We start from the raw sequence: 16,875 nt of genomic DNA on the forward strand, positions 1-16,875 counted from the left end.
TGTCGAATATAAACGCAGTCAGCTGCGAATATGTAGCCTGTCGATATAAAATCCAAGGCTGCGGTTGATAAAGCGTCAATATTATACCCTTTTGTGCCCCCTGCCGAGCAAGGTTAACAAGCCCTGGCAGCAACTGGAGAGAATAAAATGCCTCATGCGGTCATGTTGGATGCGAAAAGTCTTGGGCCTCAAATAGATTTAAGCGCTATTCGCGGTGCGGTTACTCAACTGGATGTCTTCGATCAAAGTACAACGCAACAAGCTAAAGAGCGCTTGGCAAATGCTGACATCGCATTAGTAAACAAGGTGGTACTGGATGCGGAAACGTTAAAACAGCTGCCTTCGCTTCGCCTGATTTGTGTCATGGCTACTGGTCTAAATAATATCGACCTTGAGGCAGCAAAAGCACTTAATATCAGCGTTAAGAATGTCGCGGCATACGGCACGGCAAGCGTGTCGCAGCACACATTAATGCTGATACTTAACCTGGCAAACCGGCTACCTCTATACCAACAGGAAGTCGCCAAAGGTGTTTGGCAGCAAAGCGACTTTTTCTGCCTCCAGGACCACGTAACGCTACAGTTAGCGGGCAAGCGGCTGGTGATGGTGGGCCAGGGCGAACTGGGAACGGAAGTGGCGCGCTTGGCGGAGGCCTTTGGCCTTCAGGTGACCTTTACGGCACGCCCCGGTCATGAAGCTAACGACGCACGCCCTTCTCTCGATGACGTGCTGCCTGAAGCCGATATTATCAGCCTACACTGCCCGCTTAATGCTGATACGCAGCACCTTATTAACCAAGAGCGCTTGGCCAAGGCTAAACCGTCCCTTCTGCTCGTAAATTGCGCTCGCGGTGGCATTATTGATGAAGTAGCGGCGCTTGAGGCATTACGCCAAGGGCGTATCGGCGGGTTAGCCGTAGACGTGCTTCCTGTAGAGCCACCGAGGGAGGGGCATCCACTATTGGCAGCGCTGGATGAACCACTCAATCTGATTGTCACCCCGCACAATGCATGGGTAACGCCAGAAGCGCGCCAGAATATTATCGCCCTAACGGCGGATAATATTGCTCATTGGAAGCACACCAGGTAAGCCTAAAATAAATATTAGCCTAATGCGTCGTGAAAGCATCAGGAGCGTGGCATTGGGCTAATGCCTCATATTCAACATGGGTTACCTGCGCATTAGCAGGGCCTTGCCAAAGCCACTCCACCAGCATATTTACATGATGGCACTCGCCACACATAAGCACCTCAACCCGACCATCCGCCAGATTTTTGGCATGACCGGTTACTCCCGCCGGTAACGCCTGCTTTTGAACGGCGCGGCGATACCCTACGCCCTGCACTTTTCCGGTGACCAAGGCTTTTATGCAACACGCTGACACTATTCGTCTCCTGCTATCCTGGGCGTAAACGCCTCTGTTTCCAAGACTTCCTGCCTAACCTGAACGGCACTGTTTCGCGGAATAAGCTTTCTGCCTCGACGCAGTAAAAGCGAGCGTGTAAAGGCGGCACCAAACAATAAAATAAGTGACGAGTAATACACCCAGAGCAATACCATCACCACCGACCCGGCAGCGCCGTATGTCGATGCCGTTGCGGTATAGGTGAGATAAATCGCAATTACGGTGCGGCCGATAGTAAACAGTACGGCCGTGACAACAGCCCCGGTTAGGACATCCTGCCAACGTAGCACTACATCGGGCAACACTTTGAAAATAGCAGCAAATAGCAAGGTAACGACGCCAAGTGACACAAGAGAGTCCAATAGTGTCGTGGTATAGCCCGCGAGCGGGACAAGATCACCTGCCATTTGCAGGATGCTTCGCAAAGCAATACTTAATACCAACGAAATTAATAGAATAAAACCAATGAGAAAGACAACCATTAACGATAAAAAGCGCGTTTTTATAAATACAAACAAGCTGTTACTGGCCGGCTTGGCGATCACTCCCCATATGGTGTTCAGTGAAAGCTGCATTTGCGCAAAGACGGTTGTTGCACCGACTAACAGAGCACAAACGCCTAACACAGAAGGCAATACACCAGACTCTTCGAACCGAGAGTGGATAACGGCCTCTTCAATCGCGGAGGCCACATCGGTACCCAGTGAGTCCTGCAACTGGGCCACGATTTGCCCCTGAGCAGCGTTTTCACCAAAGACAATACCGATAACCGCAACGGCAATAATGACAGTAGGGGCTAATGAAAAAAGCGTATAAAACGCTAATGAGCCCGCGAAGCTAAACGCATGACGCTCTAACCATAGCTTCGTTGCATCCTGAACCACCTTCCACCAAAAAGTGAGGGTGTCTTTAGTCATATTCAGTCCCTTGCGTCATTGATGGATACCTTTATGTGCAATAGCTTAGCAGCATACCCAATACGGGTGCAGTACGTAGCCTTCGCCAGATTGCACCGCTGAACCGCTCTCTTCATAATGACGCTGTTATTTGACCAAATGTTAAAGGAAGCACCATGGCCCTTGATGCAACATGCTCTACGCCTGATTACACCTTTGATTGTTTGGTATTTATTGGGCGTTTTCAGCCTCCTCACTTAGGCCACTTGGCCGTTATCCGTGAAGCGCTTAATCAGGCACGTCAGGTCATTGTACTGGTAGGCTCTGCATGGCAGGCGCGCTCGCTGAGAAACCCATGGCGCTTTGATGAACGCCAGGCAATGATTCGTTCCGGGTTTGATGACGCTGATAACCAGCGGTTAGAAATCACGCCGCTGCTGGATGCTCTGTATAACGATGATGTTTGGGTAAGAGATGTACAGCGAAAGGTACGAGACTTGGCCGCACCGGCTAATATTCGTTTACCACGCATTGGTTTGATTGGTGCAAGCCGTGGCCAGTCAAGCTACTACTTGTCTCTGTTTCCGCAGTGGGAATCCGTCAGCGTTCCGCTGATTGAAGGCATTTCAGCCAGCCAGATTCGTGAACGACTATTTCGATCGCCAAGCGCTTCAGACGATTATTTGAGCACGGGGGCTTATCATGACCTGCCGCCCGGCGTGGTCAGTCGCGTTAGCGAATTTTGTCGCGAAAGCGCCTATCAACAATTACTGGAAGAGCAACGACTACTGGACCAGTACCATCAAGCCTGGTCACATGCTCCCTACCCACCTATTTTTGTTACCGTGAATGCGGTGGTTGTGCAATCCGGGCATGTACTTCTGGTGCGCCGTAATTCAGCACCCGGTAAAGGGTTGTTTGCGCTGCCTGGCGGATTCATTAACCCTCATGAGCGACTGCTGGATGCGTGCTTGCGGGAGCTCAGGGAACGGCTGCGCTTGAAAGTACCAGAACCCGTTCTAAAAGGATCATTACGTGGGCAGCGCCTTTTTGATGAGCCGCACCGAAGCTGGCGAGGACGCACGCTAGCGGAAGCTTTCTACTTTGCACTACGCCCAGACCAACAGCTGCCACGTTTAAAACCCGTTAAAGGCGGTGATCATGCACGGTGGGTGGCACTGGCTGATTTAGAGCCAGACAGCCTATTCGAAGATCATTTTTTTATTATTCAAAACTTTCTTGGCCTGCCTGCTGACTTCAGCACGTCAACTTAACCCATTACGCTTGTAAAAAATCACGTGGCAGCTTCATCATTTGACGCCAAAGCTTCTCAACGCCTGGTTTGTGTACCAACGAGCAGCGATAAAGGCGAATTTCGAGCGGTATGTCCCAACTTTCATCACCGGCTCTGACCAAGCGCCCACTTTTGAGCTCTTCACGAATACAAAAATCAGGGATCCATGCCGCTCCAATACCTTGAAGCACCATGCCTTTTAATCCTTCTGCCATGGCGGTTTCATAAACCGTACGTAATTTCATACGCAAAGGGTCATTTTTTAACAACATTCGCACACTACGCCCTAAAAAAGCGCCCTGGGTATAAGCCAGGTAGGGAATTGAGGCCTCTTGCTGCAGCGAAAAACAGGGCTTCCCCGTCTCGTCGGGTAGCGAGACGGGCAGCATATTGACCTTGCCTATCGAGAAGGACGGGAAAACCTCGGCATCCAACTGCATAGTGGCAAAGGGGTCATAATAGGCCAGCATGAGATCGCAATTACCTTCACGCAGCACGTGGATCGCTTCGCCTACATTCATGGCGACCAAACGCGTTGGCAGCTCTCCAAGGCCTTTCTGAAGGCGTGAAATCCAAGGGGGGAAAAAGCTTAATGCCAATGAGTGAGCGGCCACAATATCAAGTGCTTCATTGGCAATCGACAAGCCACGCAAATGACTTAATGACTCGTTAAGCTGTTCAACGAGGTTTCGCGCCGTCACCAGAAACAACTGCCCTTCTGACGTAAGCCCTACGGGAGTTGTTGAGCGGTCAACAAGGGTTACGCCAATGGCTTGTTCCAGTGCTCGAATGCGGCGGCTAAAAGCAGGTTGAGTAACATGACGCTGGCGGGCAGACGCTGAAAAGCTGCGTGTATTCGCAAGTGCGACAAAATCTTCTAGCCATTTTGTTTCAAGATTCACCCAACACTCCTTTGCCGATTATTGCTATTGGACAGGCGACATTAAATACGCCGCCCGTGATACTACTTTTTTCCATAATGGACGCTGTTGAATTTCATCAATTGTGATACGCCGACAATCATTAAAGTCTTTCACCAACATGGTGTGCACTTCGGCGGCAAATATGGTGTCAGGAATATACGCTGTAATTTCAAAATTTAAGCGAAATGAACGATTATCCAAGTTTACCGTACCTACGGTGGCGGCATCATTATCAATCAGAATTACTTTTTGGTGCAGAAACCCAGGTTGATAACGGTATATTTTAACGCCTGCTTTTAACATATCGGCCAAAAAAGCAAAGGCCGAGAGAAATACCAGCAGATGGTCTGGCCGCTCGGGAATCATCACTCGTACGTCAATTCCCCGCATGGCGGCCAAGCGTAGCGCATCCTGAACGCCTTGGTCGGGTACAAAATAGGGGCTGGTGACCCATAGCCGATGCGTTGCACTATGAATCAATTGCTGAATCAACAGGCTGGCAGTGTCCTGTTTGTCCGCGGGGCCTGAAGGGACAATAACAACATTCTGGTCAATATTAGGGTGGCTTTCCGCCTGCCAATTCAAGCTGGTGACCTCCCCCGTTGCCCAGTGCCAATCTTCCCAAAAAGCTTCTTGTAGCCCCAATACGCTGGGGCCTTCCAGTACCAGGTGCGTGTCACGCCAAGGCCCATGGCGAGGGTCCTGGCCCAGATATTCAACCCCCACATTAAAGCCTCCTAACCAACCCCGCTTACCATCGATAACAGCTACCTTGCGATGGTTACGAAAATTGAGCTGAAAGCGATGTTTAAAGCCTCTTGAGGAGCGAAACGGGCTGACTTCTACGCCTTCTGCGGCCAGTTCCCGAAGATAGCCCTCATTGAGTTTGCGACTACCAATTTCATCGTAAAGAAAATACACGCGTACCCCACGGCGTACCGCACCCAGCAAGTGCTGTTGAAGACGGCGACCCAGCGCATCATCTCGCACAATAAAAAACTGCAGCAGTAAATAGTGCTCTGCTTCATCAATACCGTTAAACAAGCTATTGAACGTGGCGTCACCATCAATAAGCAACTCAGCGCTATTGCCCCGAGTGAGAGGCATCATGGCCAACTGCTCTACTGCTTGTGTATCAGAATTAGAAAACGGGACTAAATAAGGTAAGGAGCTTTCCTGGTAGCGAGCAAGCACACGCCTTAACACGCTATCGCGCTCCCCACGGGCCATTACGTATCCATAAAAACGCGGTCGACCAAAGAACCAATAGGCCGGTAAGGCGATATAAGGAAAGGTAAGAAGAGAGATAATCCACGCGACGGCACCTTGTGATGTCCGGCTAGACATTAGCGCCATGATCGCCGACATCACCCCTAACAGGTGTATCAGCATAATGCTTGTCCCTAGCAGCCAAGAGACCATACCTACATCTCCATTAAACGTATGGATATTTCAAACAGGGTATCGCTATGGTTCTCAATGCACAGAAGCCCCGTATGAACGGGGCTTCTGTAATTTAATCACTCCACAGCACAGACCGCCTTATGCCGTTTGAGCAATAATCTCCTTCCATTTGGCCGGTCCGGTTTGATGAACCGAAGTGCCTTGGCTATCAACCGCTACGGTGACCGGCATATCTTCTACTTCAAACTCATAGATGGCTTCCATCCCCAGGTTCTCAAAACCGACGACCCGGGATTTTTTAATTGCCTGAGCGACCAGGTAAGCCGAGCCACCTACCGCCATCAAGTAGACAGCCTCGTTATCGCGGATTGCATCTATGGCTACTTGACCACGTTCCGCTTTACCGACCATACCCAAAAGCCCGGTTTCTTCGAGCATGGTGCGCGTGAATTTATCCATCCGCGTCGCCGTTGTGGGCCCTGCTGGCCCCACCACTTCGTCACGTACCGGATCAACTGGGCCAACGTAATAGATAAACCGGCCTTTCATATCAACAGGCAGTGGCTCGCCTTTCGCCAGCATATCCACCATGCGCTTATGAGCAGCATCTCGACCGGTCAGTAGTTTGCCATTCAGTAACAGCGTATCACCGGGCTGCCAGGTTTTAACTTCTTCAGGTGTTACGGTATCCAGATTAACGCGCTTCACGTTATCACCCATTTCACGGGTAATTTCTGGCCAGTCTTCCAGCTTCGGCGGGTCAAGCGCTGCAGGGCCTGAGCCATCCAGCGTGAAATGCGCATGGCGAGTTGCCGCACAGTTAGGAATGATCGCAACCGGCTTATTCGCTGCGTGGGTCGGGTAATCTTTTACTTTTATATCCAACACCGTGGTAAGGCCGCCGAGACCCTGAGCGCCAATACCACTTTTATTGACCTTATCAAAAAGCTCTAACCGTAGTTCTTCAGCGCGGTTGCTCGGGCCACGTGCTTGCAGGTCCTGAATATCAATAGGGTCAAGCAGTGCTTCTTTTGCGATTTGCATCGCTTTTTCAGCCGTACCGCCAATCCCAATACCCAACATGCCCGGCGGGCACCACCCTGCCCCCATTTTGGGAAGCTGTTCCATGACCCAATCGACAACGCTGTCAGAGGGATTGAGCATCGCGAACTTGGATTTCGCTTCACTACCGCCGCCTTTTGCCGCAACGTGAATGTCGACCTTGTCACCAGGCACCAGCTTGTGGTGGATAATAGCCGGCGTATTATCTTTGGTGTTTTGGCGCTTCCCGTCCGGGTCTGCCAGCACGGATGCACGCAGCACGTTATCGGGCAACTGGTAAGCGCGGCGAACACCTTCGTTGACCATGTCGTCCAGGCTCATATCCGCGTCCCAGGTAACGTTCATGCCTACATGAACGAAGACGGTAACAATACCCGTGTCCTGGCAGATAGGCCGATGGCCAGTAGCGCACATTCTTGAGTTAATCAAAATCTGCGCGATAGCATCCTTTGCAGCCGGGTTTTGTTCCCGTTTATATGCTGCATCCATGGCATCAATAAAATCTTTAGGATGATAGTAAGAGATATACTGCAGAGCATCGGCAACGCTTTGTATCACGTCGTCCTGGCGAATCACGGTCATGGAGTAACAGCTCCTTGGTTTTCGTCTTGTCTACGGCTACTTTAACGAAGGTGGAAATAGCCGTTTAAGCGTGCAAGCAGTATACCGTATTGATCCCCAAGCGGCAGCTTCTACGATTTCTTATTTACCATTGAATGAGTTTGATAGTGATGTTTTGACAACCGGAACAAGATAACGGTATAAATTTTTTATTATGCGCTTGGCTGCCCGGCGGATTTCGGGGCCTTCTGGCATATCTCTATCCTAGCGCCAGCTGTTTTTCTTTCATTTGATGCAGTTGATCGCGCAGGCGCGCTGCTTCTTCAAACTCCAGATTCTGCGCTGCCTCAAACATTGCGTCTTCCAGCTTGCTGATAGCGGCTAACAAATCATGCGCCCCCATGCTGGCGATATCGTAATCACCGGCACCTTCTGCCACCTTACGCTCGAACCCACGCTTGCGGCTGCTCTTTTTGCCGGGGGTTTGCGCAGCTTCCAGAATATCTGCCACGGAGCGCGTCACGGTGGTTGGCGTAATACCATGCTTTTCATTGTGCGCTTGCTGTTTGGCCCGACGACGCTCTGTCTCATCAATCGCTTTGCGCATGGAGTCGGTAATACGATCACCGTACAAAATGGCTTTACCGTGAGCGTTACGTGCCGCGCGTCCAATGGTCTGAATTAGCGAGCGCTCTGCACGCAGGAAGCCTTCCTTGTCAGCATCTAGAATCGCCACCAACGAAACTTCTGGAATATCCAACCCCTCGCGCAGCAGGTTAATACCTACCAACACATCAAACTTGCCCAAGCGCAGATCACGAATAATTTCCACCCGCTCGACGGTATCGATATCGGAGTGCAAATAGCGAACACGCACCCCATGTTCATCAAAGTATTCTGTTAAATCTTCAGCCATACGCTTGGTTAGCGTTGTCACCAGTACGCGCTCACCGGCGGCAGTACGCAAGCCGATCTCGGAAAGCAGATCGTCCACCTGAGTGCTGGCCGGGCGCACTTCAATTTCAGGATCCAGCAGCCCCGTAGGACGCACAACCTGTTCAACGACTTGGCCCGCATGTTCGGCTTCATATTTGCCTGGCGTCGCCGAAACAAAAATAGCTTGAGGAACAATGGATTCCCACTCTTCGAATTTCATGGGACGGTTATCCAACGCCGAAGGCAAGCGGAAACCATACTCTACCAACGTCTCTTTACGTGAACGGTCACCCTTATACATACCGCCCACCTGAGGCACGCTGACGTGAGACTCATCAATAAACAGCAGCGCGTCGTCAGGCAGGTAGTCAAAAAACGTGGGCGGCGGCTCGCCAGGCGCACGCCCGGATAAGTAGCGTGAGTAGTTCTCAATACCGTTGCAGTAACCCAGCTCCAGCATCATCTCGATATCGTAAAGCGTACGCTGTTCAAGGCGCTGCGCTTCTACCAAGCGTTCATGCTTGCGCATCCATTCAAGGCGCTCTTTTAACTCATTTTTTATTGAGTCAATCGCGCCTAAAATGGTTTCACGTGGCGTCACATAGTGGGACTTGGGGTAAATTGTCATACGCGGGACCTGGCCCCGTATGTCCCCGGTTAGCGGATCAAAAATTCGAATAGAGTCAATTTCGTTATCAAACAGCCCAACCCTTACCGCATCTTCATCAGAATCAGCAGGAAAAATATCAATAACATCCCCGCGCACGCGGTACGTACCTCGGCGGAAGTCCATGTCATTACGGGTGTATTGAAGCTCCGCCAAACGACGCAAAAAGGCACGCTGATCAATCAACTCGCCGCGGGTAAAGTGCAGACGCATTTTTAAATACTGGTCGGGGTCACCCAACCCGTAAATAGCAGAAACGGAAACAACGATGAGCGCATCACGACGTTCAAGCAACGCCTTGGTTGCCGAGAGACGCATCTGCTCAATATGGTCATTGATAGAGGCATCTTTTTCGATAAACGTATCCGATGATGGTACGTAGGCTTCGGGCTGATAGTAGTCATAATACGAAACAAAGTACTCGACAGCATTATCCGGAAAGAAGGACTTAAACTCTCCATAAAGCTGAGCCGCGAGGGTTTTGTTAGGTGCCATCACAATGGTCGGGCGCTGAAGCTGCTCAACCACATTCGCCATGGTGAATGTTTTGCCCGACCCGGTTACACCCAGCAGCGTTTGATGGGCAAGTCCTGACTCCAGGCCACTTACCAAGTCTTTTATCGCATTTGGCTGGTCACCGGCAGGCCTAAATTTCGACTGTAACCGAAACTCTTTGCTCATCATTGCTCCTGAATGAAAAGTTAAATAACGTGCGTAGTGATATCGACAGTTGCCTGCGTCATCAGGCGCTGGATGGGGCAGCGATGGCTGATCTCTTCCAGGCGTGCCCGCTGTTCCGGGTCGCTGATCCCATGCAGTGTTAACGCTACATTCAATTTATAAGTTCCATGCGCCTCCTCACTGTCGTCCCGCTGCACCGTGACAGTAATCGCGGTAAGCGGCCACTTCTTGCGCTTGGCATACATCTGCACCGTAATGGCCTTACACGTTCCCAGAGAAATATCGAAATAGTCATGTGGGTCGGGCGCACTGCCTTCGCCTCCGACCAGAGTGGGAACATCGGCATACAGGGCCTCCAGGCTATCGACCTCAATACGCTGGCGAAATACATGGTTACGCTGGCTGATTACCGTAATAGGCGGATGCATCAGGATACTTTCACTCCCAGTTTGAGCTTCTCTACAGCGTTGATCAGTGCCTCACGTTTAACACGGCCATCCACATCTGCGCCGTGGCGACCTACCTCTGCACTATCAACCCCCTCCAACATCATCAACGCCGTGGTAATCTTGTTGACTTGATCAGCGTTTTTTACGCCTTGAAACGTTAACGATTGCTGTGCCATTACGCTACCCTCCTCACTTAACCTTATGCAAAACTGATACAACAGAAAGATTCTAGCACGCTCTTACACCTTGCAATTAGCATCATTCGCCCACAGGTTGAGAAGCGCGGTGTCCTAATCCTACTTTCAGCGATCAGCTACTCATCAGGAGTCTATATGGCAACGGTTATCCCCTCTACTGCGATCACCGACAATGTGCGCCTTCATCACTTGGCAGCGCTGGATGTAACAGGGGCAGATGCTGAAAAATTCCTGCAGGGCCAAACAAGCGCTCAGGTAAGTTTAGCGGATGGCGAGTTTGCCCCTCTTACGTGTTTTTGCACACCCAAAGGAAGAATGCTCGCCAATGGTCAGCTGCTGCGCCTTAACGCTGAACACTTTAGACTTATCCTTAGTGTCTCTCTTGCCGACTCGCTGGCGGCCCATTTAAAAAAATTTGCCGCGTTTTATCGGGCTGAATTGATCCATAACACAAACATCACGTTTATTGGCGCCAGCAAAGCAGCAGACACCTTAGCTGAGTCACTGGGATTAACCCTTCCTGAACAACCATACGCACAAAGCGTTAATGAACAATCAAGCGTTGTACGCGTGGCCGGGAAAATGCCTCGCTGGCTGTTTTGCACGACTGAGACAACGACAGAGGCATCCTCTCAACAGGTGGTGGACGACGAAGCCCAGCAGGCTGCCTGGCAACTTGCCGACATTCGCAGCGGAATTGCCTGGCTCTCAGAGGCTCAGCAGGATCAATTTCTGCCTCAAATGCTGAACTGGGAAGCACTAGGGGGCATTAGCTTTAAAAAGGGCTGCTACACAGGACAGGAAGTGGTAGCCCGAGCACACTTTCGTGGACAAGTTAAAAAACGCTTGGTTCACGCTGAACTTACATCGACAACGCTACCCGAGACAGGCGCCAGCATAAAAACCGAGCTGGATAAAGCCATGGGCGAGGTCGTTGCAAGCGTAAGGCGCGATAATGATAGTGTGGAGCTACTGGCAGTGATGAATACCAAGGCGACAGAAGAAGCGATACCGCTTTACTGGGAAGGCAACGCAATCACCCTACTGCCGCTACCCTACGCTATTGAACGGCTTGACCCTGAACAACTGGTGGCCACGTTAAAGGGCCAGGTTTAAAAGGGTCAGGTTTAAAAGGACTAGGCTTACAAGGGCTAAGCTCACTCGTTTAAGAATCCTGAAAAGCCTTAAGGTTAAACAATCGGGCGGCATTGGCACTGCTATGTGCCGCCACCTCTTCTTCTGTTTGGTTGCGCAGCGTGGCCACGACGCGACACACGCGAGCAACACATTGGGGTTCGTTACGCTCACCCTGATGACCGCTAAGGGGCATGTCAGGGCTATCTGTTTCCAGTACAAAGCCATCATTGGGCAGTGCCGCTACCGTTCGCCGCAGCCGCTGAGCACGCTCATAGGTAACAGCGCCCCCAAGCCCCAGTACAAAGCCTCCGTCTAAAAACTTTTGGGCTTGCTCTATAGAGCCAGAGAAGGCGTGAATCAGCCCCGCTTGGGGAAGCACTAACTGGCGCAGTCGTTTACTGACCTTGTCATTGGCCTGCACACAGTGAACCACGACAGGAAGCTTGTACTGCTTGGCCAAGCGCAGCTGATCATCGAAAAGGCGCCACTGCGGCTCCCAGGAATCTGTAAAGCGTGCATCAATACCGCACTCCCCAACCGCTGCCACCTGTGGATTTGAATACAGCGCCTGCTCCAGCGCAAGGATATCCTCATCGCGCTGGTGCTGTTCCATAAAATAGGGGTGGAGGCCCAAGCACACGCTAACATCACTGCGCTCGCCTAGCGCCAGCACCTGTTGCCAACGCTTCCGAGTAGTGCCAGGCACAATGAAATGAGAGACACCGGCCGTGTGTGCTGCTGCAAAAACAGCATCGCGGTCCTGATCAAACGCGCTAAAGTCCAGATGACAATGGGCATCGATAAGCACTGCCGGGCCTCCCTGTTGATATATCACGCAAGCCCCTCCCTGGGCTTGCCAACCTTTGCTTATCTTAAAGAGTAGCTAACTTAATGCTCTCGTGTGGGCTGGAAGCGAATCTCGGGCCAGCGCTCCTGGGTCATTTGTAAATTAACCCGAGTAGGTGCGATGTAGGTTAAGTAACCGCCTCCATCAATAGCCAAATTCGTACTGGCTTTACGCTTAAACTCTTCGAGCATTTTGGCATCGTCGCAATATACCCAACGGGCCGTTTGTACGTTGACCCCCTCATACAGACAATCGACCTTGTACTCTTCCTTTAGCCGATGGGCGACCACGTCAAACTGCAAGGTGCCCACCGCCCCCAGGATTAGATCGTTGTTATCCATAGGCATGAAGACCTGAGTAGCGCCCTCTTCGGACAGCTGCTGCAAGCCCTTCTGAAGCGCTTTCATTTTCAGCGGGTCTTTCAGGCGGACTCGCTTGAAGAGCTCGGGCGCGAAGTGAGGAATACCGGTAAAACGCATATCCTCGCCAACGGTAAAGGTATCGCCGATTTGGATCGTGCCATGGTTATGCAAGCCAATGATGTCACCCGGCCAGGCTTCTTCTACATGGGAACGATCAGATGCCATAAACGTCAACGCATCGGCAATTTTGACATCCTTGCCAATACGCACATGGCGCATCTTCATGTTTTTCTCATATTTGCCGGAGCAAACACGTAAAAAAGCGATACGGTCCCGATGATTAGGATCCATATTGGCCTGGATCTTAAATACAAACCCGGTGAAACGCTCGTCGTGAGCGGTTACTTCACGCAGGTCAGTTTTATGCGGCTGAGGGGCAGGCGCATACTCGACGAAGCCGTCCAGCATCTCGCGTACACCAAAGTTCCCCATCGCAGTACCGAAGTAGACGGGCGTAAGCTCACCTCGCCGATAAGCCTCAAGATCAAACGTGTGCGAAGCGCCCCGCACCAGCTCGACTTCCATACGCAGCTCTTCGGCCTGCTCTTCGCCCAGAACGGCATCAACCTCAGGGCTATCTAAGCCCTCGATGCGCTTGTCTTCCGGAATATGGCTGCCCTGACCCTGGGTATACAGATGGATAACATCATTGTAAAGGTGGTAGACACCCTTGAAATGACGCCCCATACCAACAGGCCATGTCATGGGCGCGCACTGAATATTTAAAACCGTCTCGACTTCGTCCATCACCTCAATAGGGTCACGGATATCACGGTCCATTTTGTTAATAAAAGTCAAGATGGGCGTGGCACGTAAACGACACACTTCCATCAATTTGATGGTCCGATCTTCGACACCCTTGGCGCCATCAATCACCATCAAAGCGGAGTCAACGGCGGTCAGCGTTCGGTAGGTATCTTCCGAGAAGTCTTCGTGCCCTGGCGTATCCAGCAAGTTCACAACACGACCGCCATAGGGGAACTGCATAACGGAGGTCGTCACCGAGATTCCCCGCTCCTGCTCCATCTTCATCCAGTCAGACGTCGCGTGTCGGTCATTACGCTTGCTTTTCACCGAGCCTGCCAGCTGAATAGCATTCCCAAACAGCAGCATTTTTTCGGTGATGGTTGTTTTACCCGCATCAGGGTGCGAAATGATAGCGAATGTGCGGCGCAGATCCGCTTCCTGGGCTAACTGAGTGTCTTTCATCTTGCCTCTACAGAAATTAGTACTCAGCAACGTAACGCGACTCTGGCTGAGTGATTCAGAATGGGGCGAGATTGTAACGTTATGACCGTTTTGGTGCCATGTTCATTGAAACCTGCGCCTTGAAACCCTTGGGGGAAGACACATGATGGATGCTGGGACATTTTAAGGGCTACTACCATGTGTCCGCGCGAGCGAGGCCTGCAAAATCACTTTTGAGCCCAATCAAAAAACGCCGAACGGGTCGGCGCTTTAAAATGCTAGCTGATGGTGGTCGCAGACAACGTTCTAAGCGTAGGTATTAACCTGCGTACCCACATTACCTTCTTGAGCAAGATTGGGTTCAGCGCCCATATCCGCTGACGCCATGATTTCCGTGACCTGTTGGGCCTGAATATCCAATGCGTCTTTGAAGATCTGCATTTGGGCCTGTTCAGCAGTTTGCGCTTGATTCATATAAAGCGCTGTACTCACCGTATTGCTTATAGATACATCCATAAAGCCTGCCCTCAGAAGTCAAACGTCAAATCAGCTTAGCAAATAACCGGACAACCTACAAAGCGGCGTGGCGATTTAGAACCGCTCAGCTCGAAAGGGTGACATATCAATTTCTGTCGGCTTGCCTTCGATCATGTCAGCCAATAGCTGACCTGTCGCTGGACCAAGGGTAAACCCTTGGTGCCCGTGCCCAAATGCTAACCATAACCCAGGATGGCGTGGTGCCGGTCCAATAATCGGCTTCATATCTGGCAAACAGGGGCGCGCGCCCTTCCAGGCGGCCGCATCATAGCGCTCGCCAAGCGGAAAAATAGTCCTGGCCACTTTTTCCGCCGCTTCCAGCTGATGCTCATCAGCGGGCGACTCTATTCGATCAAGCTCAGCACCGGTCGTCAGACGCACTCCTGCGTTCATGGGCGCCAGCAAATAGCCAACTTCAGCATCCATTAACCAGTAATTCAGCTTGGCTGGCGCTTGGGCAGCATAGTGCATGTGATAGCCACGCTTAACAAAGGTAGGAAAATGATAGCCCAGCCCTTTCATCCATTCGCCAGACCATGGTCCCAAGGCAACCACCACGCCATCAGTGTCAAGGGTTTGCGTTTCAGTAACGATCCGCCAGCGCTCGCCTGCTTGCTCAACTTTTTGAATATCCGCCTGAAGAAGCTTGCCTCCGTTGTCCATAAAATCTTGCGCATAGGCGGCCACCAAGGCACCCGGATCGGCCACCGTCCAGGGGTCCAGCCAATGAATAGCGCCAATAATATCCTTACCTAAATTCGGCTCTTTGCTTTCAATGCCTGCACGATCCAGCACGTTAAACTGCACCCCATAATGCTCACGAGCTTCTTCAGCCTCTTTAATACGTTTTTCCAAGCGCGACTGCGTGCGGTAAATCTCTAACCACCCTTCACGGCGCACCAAGTGCTCGGCGCCAGCAGCTTCAATCATCGGACCGTGCGTTTTTAAGCACAATTGGATGAGAGAAGCCCACTCAGGAATGATTTTTTTATAGCGGCCTGATGAAGAGTTATGCCAATAGCTTAACAGGGGTGAAGCGGCATTCAGCATGCCTGCCGGGCGATAACGAATATCCACGCGCTTGTTAGGCAGCACGCTTAAAATGGTTTTCATATCACGAGGGAATGCATAAGGACGCACCGCTTCTCGCTGAATGATGCCCGCATTACCAAACGACGTTTCCCGACCAGGCTGGCGTCTGTCCACCAAGGTGACCTGGTGCCCGCGACGCTGTAAATGCCATGCAATACTGACACCCACCATGCCTGCCCCTAGCACTACCGTTTGTCGCGTCATCTTGTATTCTCCTCAGCGCTAATACCTACGTTTAATACAGGCGAAAACAACGCCAGCAACTGATTGAAAAATATCACTAAACAAAGGGCACTTGCACAGCTTAAAAAGCTTTTTTCAAGGCTTTTTACAGCAATTAACGCTATAAAAATATCACTAGCAGACAACTCCACTGCTTTAGAGCTTTGCAGGCGGACAAAGCCACAAAAACAGCTTAAGCAGCAATTAAATGCAGGGTGCATGAAGAGCAAGCACAGCCAGGGAAGCAGTAAGGAAGCATGACGAATAAAACAAGCTGTCTTTAAACAGACATTACAACATGCAGGAAGGGATATGAAAGAAAAATGCAGGGATCAAAAACAAAAAAACCACAATTAAGTGGTATCAGATATGAAGAGAAGATATTAAATAAGCAATACGAATGGGGTGGATGATGGGTTTCGAACCCACGACCACCGGAGTCACAATCCGGGGCTCTACCACTGAGCTACATCCACCACAACCTAAAACTGTAGCCGCATATTACTATCGAATGGGGTGGATGATGGGGTTCGAACCCACGACCACCGGAGTCACAATCCGGGGCTCTACCACTGAGCTACACCCACCATTGATAGCACTAACGTACTTAAACTTTCCTAACCGGCAAATGACCATCGAACAGCATTACTAATGGCACGCCCAGCAGGACTTGAACCCGCAACCTACGGCTTAGAAGGCCGTTGCTCTATCCGGTTGAGCTATGGGCGCACATAAAGCATCCCAAAAAACACTGAACGCCAATGAGCACTTGACCACAACCAAACTTGGAAAAGCAAAGTAACGCCTTTCGCGTTAAGTGTGGTCGGGATGGAGGGATTCGAACCCCCGACATCCTGCTCCCAAAGCAGGCGCGCTACCAGACTGCGCTACATCCCGATTTATCACCTTTGACGCTTACCGCGCTGCTCGTCTCAAGCGAGGCATATATTACTAT

The 16,875-nt window shown here is 51.1% G+C and carries 16 protein-coding genes and 4 tRNA genes; 3 read left to right on the plus strand and 17 right to left on the minus strand.

Annotation, left to right across the window (positions count from 1 at the left end; all coding sequences use genetic code 11):
- Positions 1–147: 147 nt before the first annotated feature.
- Complete coding sequence (locus ACT3R4_RS10955; RefSeq protein WP_193053537.1) at positions 148–1,089, plus strand: D-2-hydroxyacid dehydrogenase; 942 nt, start codon at positions 148–150, stop codon at positions 1,087–1,089.
- 19 nt (positions 1,090–1,108) lie between these two features.
- On the opposite strand, the gene ACT3R4_RS10960 is transcribed toward ACT3R4_RS10955, so the two are convergent.
- Positions 1,109–1,384: an acylphosphatase gene (locus tag ACT3R4_RS10960; RefSeq protein ID WP_193056388.1), complete on the minus strand. Its 276-nt coding sequence runs from the start codon at positions 1,382–1,384 to the stop codon at positions 1,109–1,111.
- Positions 1,384–2,322 (minus strand): YihY/virulence factor BrkB family protein, encoded by a 939-nt coding sequence (locus tag ACT3R4_RS10965; protein ID WP_172116599.1) that lies wholly within the window; start codon positions 2,320–2,322, stop codon positions 1,384–1,386. The genes ACT3R4_RS10960 and ACT3R4_RS10965 overlap by 1 nt, the downstream gene beginning before the upstream one ends.
- Before the next feature lie 155 nt (positions 2,323–2,477).
- Between ACT3R4_RS10965 and ACT3R4_RS10970 the strand changes: the two genes are divergently transcribed.
- Complete coding sequence (locus ACT3R4_RS10970) at positions 2,478–3,575, plus strand: bifunctional nicotinamide-nucleotide adenylyltransferase/Nudix hydroxylase (RefSeq protein WP_193056387.1); 1,098 nt, start codon at positions 2,478–2,480, stop codon at positions 3,573–3,575.
- Positions 3,576–3,579: 4 nt separating this feature from the next.
- Here the strand turns inward: ACT3R4_RS10970 and ACT3R4_RS10975 are convergent, their stop codons facing one another.
- From ACT3R4_RS10975 to ACT3R4_RS11000, 6 genes are all read right to left on the minus strand, one after another.
- The gene (locus ACT3R4_RS10975; RefSeq protein WP_087105473.1) at positions 3,580–4,497 is read right to left on the minus strand and encodes a LysR substrate-binding domain-containing protein; all 918 of its coding nucleotides are present in this window, start codon (positions 4,495–4,497) and stop codon (positions 3,580–3,582) included.
- Positions 4,498–4,521: 24 nt separating this feature from the next.
- Positions 4,522–5,940, minus strand: coding sequence for a cardiolipin synthase (cls, locus tag ACT3R4_RS10980; RefSeq protein WP_193053534.1), 1,419 nt, complete (start codon positions 5,938–5,940; stop codon positions 4,522–4,524).
- A gap of 120 nt (positions 5,941–6,060) precedes the next feature.
- Positions 6,061–7,566 (minus strand): fumarate hydratase, encoded by a 1,506-nt coding sequence (locus ACT3R4_RS10985; RefSeq protein ID WP_441679044.1) that lies wholly within the window; start codon positions 7,564–7,566, stop codon positions 6,061–6,063.
- Positions 7,567–7,804: 238 nt separating this feature from the next.
- On the minus strand, positions 7,805–9,829 hold the full coding sequence (uvrB, locus tag ACT3R4_RS10990) for an excinuclease ABC subunit UvrB (RefSeq protein WP_441679043.1): 2,025 nt from the start codon (positions 9,827–9,829) through the stop codon (positions 7,805–7,807).
- A 20-nt stretch (positions 9,830–9,849) separates the two neighbouring features.
- Positions 9,850–10,257, minus strand: a complete 408-nt coding sequence (locus ACT3R4_RS10995) for an OsmC family protein (protein WP_192526950.1) — start codon at positions 10,255–10,257, stop codon at positions 9,850–9,852.
- Positions 10,257–10,454, minus strand: a complete 198-nt coding sequence (locus tag ACT3R4_RS11000) for a hypothetical protein (RefSeq protein ID WP_087105479.1) — start codon at positions 10,452–10,454, stop codon at positions 10,257–10,259. The genes ACT3R4_RS10995 and ACT3R4_RS11000 overlap by 1 nt, the downstream gene beginning before the upstream one ends.
- 156 nt (positions 10,455–10,610) lie before the next feature.
- Here ACT3R4_RS11000 and ygfZ point away from each other — a divergent pair, with 156 nt between their 5' ends.
- Entirely contained in the window at positions 10,611–11,591 is a 981-nt protein-coding gene (ygfZ, locus tag ACT3R4_RS11005; protein ID WP_172116593.1) for a CAF17-like 4Fe-4S cluster assembly/insertion protein YgfZ, read from the plus strand.
- Between the two features lie 49 nt (positions 11,592–11,640).
- On the opposite strand, the gene ACT3R4_RS11010 is transcribed toward ygfZ, so the two are convergent.
- From ACT3R4_RS11010 to ACT3R4_RS11050, 9 genes are all read right to left on the minus strand, one after another.
- Positions 11,641–12,420, minus strand: a complete 780-nt coding sequence (locus tag ACT3R4_RS11010; RefSeq protein WP_441679048.1) for a TatD family hydrolase — start codon at positions 12,418–12,420, stop codon at positions 11,641–11,643.
- Between the two features lie 80 nt (positions 12,421–12,500).
- Positions 12,501–14,090, minus strand: a complete 1,590-nt coding sequence (locus ACT3R4_RS11015; RefSeq protein ID WP_172116592.1) for a peptide chain release factor 3 — start codon at positions 14,088–14,090, stop codon at positions 12,501–12,503.
- Positions 14,091–14,375: 285 nt separating this feature from the next.
- Positions 14,376–14,585, minus strand: coding sequence for a putative motility protein (locus tag ACT3R4_RS11020; protein WP_172116591.1), 210 nt, complete (start codon positions 14,583–14,585; stop codon positions 14,376–14,378).
- A 75-nt stretch (positions 14,586–14,660) separates the two neighbouring features.
- Positions 14,661–15,902 carry an NAD(P)/FAD-dependent oxidoreductase gene (locus ACT3R4_RS11025; protein WP_172116590.1) on the minus strand — a complete coding sequence of 414 codons (1,242 nt, stop codon included), beginning with the start codon at positions 15,900–15,902 and terminating at the stop codon, positions 14,661–14,663.
- Complete coding sequence (locus ACT3R4_RS11030; protein WP_496201216.1) at positions 15,899–16,141, minus strand: hypothetical protein; 243 nt, start codon at positions 16,139–16,141, stop codon at positions 15,899–15,901. Before ACT3R4_RS11030 ends, ACT3R4_RS11025 begins: the two co-directional genes overlap by 4 nt.
- A gap of 180 nt (positions 16,142–16,321) precedes the next feature.
- Positions 16,322–16,396 (minus strand) — tRNA-His (locus ACT3R4_RS11035).
- Between the two features lie 36 nt (positions 16,397–16,432).
- Positions 16,433–16,507 (minus strand) — tRNA-His (locus tag ACT3R4_RS11040).
- 65 nt (positions 16,508–16,572) lie between these two features.
- A tRNA-Arg gene (locus tag ACT3R4_RS11045) sits at positions 16,573–16,649 on the minus strand.
- Between the two features lie 91 nt (positions 16,650–16,740).
- A tRNA-Pro gene (locus tag ACT3R4_RS11050) sits at positions 16,741–16,817 on the minus strand.
- Between the last annotated feature and the right edge of the window lie 58 nt (positions 16,818–16,875).

This window comes from Halomonas sp. AOP7-E1-9, from assembly GCF_052376035.1.
GTDB lineage: Bacteria > Pseudomonadota > Gammaproteobacteria > Pseudomonadales > Halomonadaceae > Vreelandella > Vreelandella citrativorans.

What these genes read in the sequence shown, in the direction of transcription:
- ACT3R4_RS10955 (WP_193053537.1), top strand. Translation starts at nt 148, where the DNA reads ATGCCTCATGCGGTCATGTTGGATGCGAAAAGTCTTGGGCCTCAAATA.
- ACT3R4_RS10965 (WP_172116599.1), bottom strand. Translation starts at nt 2,322, where the DNA reads ATGACTAAAGACACCCTCACTTTTTGGTGGAAGGTGGTTCAGGATGCA.
- ACT3R4_RS10970 (WP_193056387.1), top strand. Translation starts at nt 2,478, where the DNA reads ATGGCCCTTGATGCAACATGCTCTACGCCTGATTACACCTTTGATTGT.
- cls (WP_193053534.1), bottom strand. Translation starts at nt 5,940, where the DNA reads ATGGTCTCTTGGCTGCTAGGGACAAGCATTATGCTGATACACCTGTTA.
- ACT3R4_RS10985 (WP_441679044.1), bottom strand. Translation starts at nt 7,566, where the DNA reads ATGACCGTGATTCGCCAGGACGACGTGATACAAAGCGTTGCCGATGCT.
- uvrB (WP_441679043.1), bottom strand. Translation starts at nt 9,829, where the DNA reads ATGAGCAAAGAGTTTCGGTTACAGTCGAAATTTAGGCCTGCCGGTGAC.
- ACT3R4_RS10995 (WP_192526950.1), bottom strand. Translation starts at nt 10,257, where the DNA reads ATGCATCCGCCTATTACGGTAATCAGCCAGCGTAACCATGTATTTCGC.
- ACT3R4_RS11000 (WP_087105479.1), bottom strand. Translation starts at nt 10,454, where the DNA reads ATGGCACAGCAATCGTTAACGTTTCAAGGCGTAAAAAACGCTGATCAA.
- ygfZ (WP_172116593.1), top strand. Translation starts at nt 10,611, where the DNA reads ATGGCAACGGTTATCCCCTCTACTGCGATCACCGACAATGTGCGCCTT.
- ACT3R4_RS11015 (WP_172116592.1), bottom strand. Translation starts at nt 14,090, where the DNA reads ATGAAAGACACTCAGTTAGCCCAGGAAGCGGATCTGCGCCGCACATTC.
- ACT3R4_RS11020 (WP_172116591.1), bottom strand. Translation starts at nt 14,585, where the DNA reads ATGGATGTATCTATAAGCAATACGGTGAGTACAGCGCTTTATATGAAT.
- ACT3R4_RS11025 (WP_172116590.1), bottom strand. Translation starts at nt 15,902, where the DNA reads ATGACGCGACAAACGGTAGTGCTAGGGGCAGGCATGGTGGGTGTCAGT.
- ACT3R4_RS11030 (WP_496201216.1), bottom strand. Translation starts at nt 16,141, where the DNA reads ATGCACCCTGCATTTAATTGCTGCTTAAGCTGTTTTTGTGGCTTTGTC.